General features: G+C 70.8%; 1 protein-coding gene. It reads left to right on the forward strand.

The window, feature by feature from the left end; translation table 11 throughout:
- Nucleotides 1–567 precede the first annotated feature (567 nt).
- On the forward strand, nt 568–1,558 hold a 991-nt coding region (locus HN013_RS34055), incomplete at its 3' end, for a SpnB-like Rossmann fold domain-containing protein (RefSeq protein ID WP_171172558.1).

The raw sequence follows: 1,558 nt of genomic DNA on the forward strand, positions 1-1,558 counted from the left end.
GTGGGGTGTGGTTGCCGTTTTCGTGGAGTGGTGTGAGGTTGTTTGCGTCGGGGGCTCGGGCGTTGCGGGTGGTGTTGCGTAGTTCGGGTGAGGACACGGTGCGTATTGCCGCGGTGGATCCGGCGGGTGAGCCGGTGATGCTGGTGGAGGCGATGCGGATGCGTCGTGCTGATCCTGGTGCATTGGCGCCGGTGGCGCGGGGACTGGAGGGTCTGTTCGGGCTCGACTGGATCCCCGGACCCGAGACCGGGGACGCCTCCCTGCCCCCGTCGGTTGTGCTGGGTGCTGACGACCTGGGCCTCGGCGCCGGCCCGTTGGGCGTGACGGTGGTCGAGGACGTCGAGGCCCTGGTCGCCGAAGGGATGACGCCGGAACTGGGCATCGTGTGCGCGGCAAACGGCGATGACGCGGATGACGTGGCCGAGGCTGCGTTCGAGGTGGCGGCCCGTGTGCTGGATGTGGTGCAGGCGTGGCTCGCGGAGNGAGGACGTCGAGGCCCTGGTCGCCGAAGGGATGACGCCGGAACTGGGCATCGTGTGCGCGGCAAACGGCGATGACGCGGATGACGTGGCCGAGGCTGCGTTCGAGGTGGCGGCCCGTGTGCTGGATGTGGTGCAGGCGTGGCTCGCGGAGCCGTCGCTGGAGTCCAGCCGCCTGCTCGTTGTCACGCGTGGTGCTGTCGCGGCCGGCCAGGGCGCCGCTAGCGCGGATGTGACGGATCTGGCCGCCTCGACGGTGTGGGGTCTGATCCGCACCGCGCAGAGCGAGCACCCGGACCGTTTCGTCCTGCTGGACTGCGACCCGGCCGTGGAGCCCGCCGCCATCAACTGGCAGCCTCTGCTCTCCCGGGCCGCCACCACCACCGAACCCCAACTCGCCCACCGCAACGGCGCGATGCTCGTGCCGCGCGTGGTGCGGGCCGCGAACGGCGGGCAGATCCCTGCCGTCGGCGGATTCGGTGCCGGCGACCAGTGGCGCGTCGACGTCCTGGGCGGCGGCACGCTGGACGACGTCGGCAAGACCGACAACCCCCGCGCCACCCGCGCTCTCGAACCCGGCGAAGTCCGCATCCAGGTCCGCGCCTCCGGCCTCAACTTCATGGATGTGGCCGCATCGTTGGGCCTCGCGGTCTTCGAGGACGGGATCGGTGCCGAAGGTGCCGGTGTCGTGGTGGAGACGGGTCCGGGCGTGACCCGGTTCGCTCCGGGTGACCGGGTGCTCGGTGGATTTCCCTCCACCTTCGCTCCGTTGACCGTCGCCGACGAGCGGATGCTGGTCGGTGTTCCGGAGTCGTGGACGTTCGAGCAGGCCGCTTCCACCCCGGCCGTGTTCTTGACGGCGTATTACGGGTTGCGGGATCTGGCGGGGCTGAAGGCGGGTGAGCGGGTGCTGATCCATGCCGGCGCCGGTGGTGTGGGCATGGCCGCCGTCCAGCTCGCCCGCCACTGGGGCGCCGAAGTCTTCGCCACCGCCAGCCCCGCCAAATGGGACACCCTGCGCGCCATGGGCCTCGACGACCACCACATCGCCAACTCCCGCACCCTCGACTTCGCCCCCC

Origin of the sequence: Streptomyces sp. I05A-00742, from assembly GCF_013055795.1 — a bacterium.
In the GTDB taxonomy this organism is placed as follows: domain Bacteria; phylum Actinomycetota; class Actinomycetes; order Streptomycetales; family Streptomycetaceae; genus Streptomyces.